Consider the following 1,649-nt stretch of genomic DNA (forward strand, 5'->3'; position numbering starts at 1 on the left):
GGCAGCGGACCTCCGAGCACCACCCGCGGGCACGCGCCTGGCGTCACGGTGTGCGGGCTCGTGCTGGTGCACTCACACGTCTTGTTCTCCGTGACGGGGTTGCAGACCGTGCGCCCCTGCTGGCCGCTGCCGCAGGTGCACACCTCGTTGTCGATGCATGCTGCGGCGCAGCCGGAGCACACTGCGCCGTTGGTGAGGATGTCGCAGGTGGTGAAGCCCGTGCCGGGGCTTGACGGGCACTGACAAGACTCACGCGGCACCCCACCATCGGCGCAAGGCGGCTGGCGGTTGGTCTTGTTGTGCACCAGCACGCCGTCGGCCACGAAGTTGTGCAGCGGGTGCTCGACGGTGAGGTCGAACACGTCATGCACGCCCGAGAACGTGGACACCGAGGTGACCTCGATGACGCGTTGCCCCTCGGCGGTGACCTGCAGCAACGAAGTGCGCTTGCCCAGCGCCCAGTCGCCGGCCGGGTGCCAGCCCTTCGAGGTGGGGCAGTACAGCGGGTGGTCGCTCGTGCACTGCAGCGCGCCGCCATCGAAAGCCAGCGTCAAACACTCACGCTGCACCACGCGTCGCCAGGTGATGCGCGTGGCGTGGGTGACGCCGAGCTCGGGGTCGACGCACAGCACCTCGTCACCGACCTTGAGCTCTTCGATGGGCCGACTTCCCCGAGGCGTGCGCACCCGCGCTCCACGCGCGATGCAACCGGGTGGAATGCACGCAGCAAAAGACAACGCGGCTCCCAGCAGGAGCTTCTTCATGGGCTTCCTCTCGCCTGTGACATCAAGGTCAGGGTCGATGCGATGCCCTGCGTCGCCCCGTTCACAACAGCGCAAGAAGACACCACAAGTCGCTTGCGCCGCTCGCGTCTGTGCACGGTGCGCGCCAACCTCGAGGACTCAGCCGATGCCCAGCCACTCGCGCGCCGAGGAGCGCCCGTCGCCGATGCCGAACGTCGCGCCCTTCATGTCCCTCGGCGGATGCGCATAGGTGCCGAAGAGCTGGTCCCACGCGCAGAGCAGCCCGCCGAAGTTGCGCTCGAACCCGCCGCGCATGTGGTGCATCGCGTGGTGGCGCGGGCCGATGAGCACGAAGTCGAGCGCGCCGAGCGACACGGCGACGTTCGAGTGAATCCACCACTGAAAGAGGAAGAAGACGGCCGACAACCACACCGTCTCGGCGAGCGAGAGCGCCCAGAGCCGCGCGATGAGGCTGAAGGCGAAGGCGAAGAGCACGAGGTAGAGCACCGAGCCGCGCATCGCCATGCCCACGTCGAAGTGCGTCGGCGTGTGGTGGACCTTGTGCATCGCCCACGTCCACTTCGTGTGGTTGAGGCGGTGGAGCACGTAGAGCACCAGGTCGAACGAGACGATGGCGAAGACGAGGCGCAGCGGGCGCACACCTTCGCCAGTCTCGGTGCTCGTCAGGGCACGCACGGCGACGGAGACGCCCATCGCGAGCAGCACGCTGAAGACGTCTTCGAAGCGCTCGCGCCACGAGACCACGCGGTGCGCCAGCGGCTTGAGGCGCTCCATGACGAGGCTGACGCCCGCACCCACGAGGCCCGCGGCCGGTTCGACGAGTTCGAGACTCACGACCTGCCTCCTCCCTCTCCCTGCGAGAGCGGGGAGAGGGTGGCGCGCAGC

General features: G+C 68.1%; 2 protein-coding genes. Both read right to left on the reverse strand.

The genetic code is table 11. The features are described 5' to 3' along the window. A partial coding sequence (locus EB084_24935) for a hypothetical protein (GenBank protein NDD31510.1) occupies positions 1-764 on the reverse strand: 764 nt, incomplete at its 3' end. Positions 765-902: 138 nt separating this feature from the next. Then, entirely contained in the window at positions 903-1,598 is a 696-nt protein-coding gene (locus tag EB084_24940; protein NDD31511.1) for a sterol desaturase family protein, read from the reverse strand. Positions 1,599-1,649 lie beyond the last annotated feature (51 nt).

Source organism: Pseudomonadota bacterium, assembly GCA_010028905.1.
Classification (GTDB): Bacteria; Vulcanimicrobiota; Xenobia; order RGZZ01; family RGZZ01; genus RGZZ01.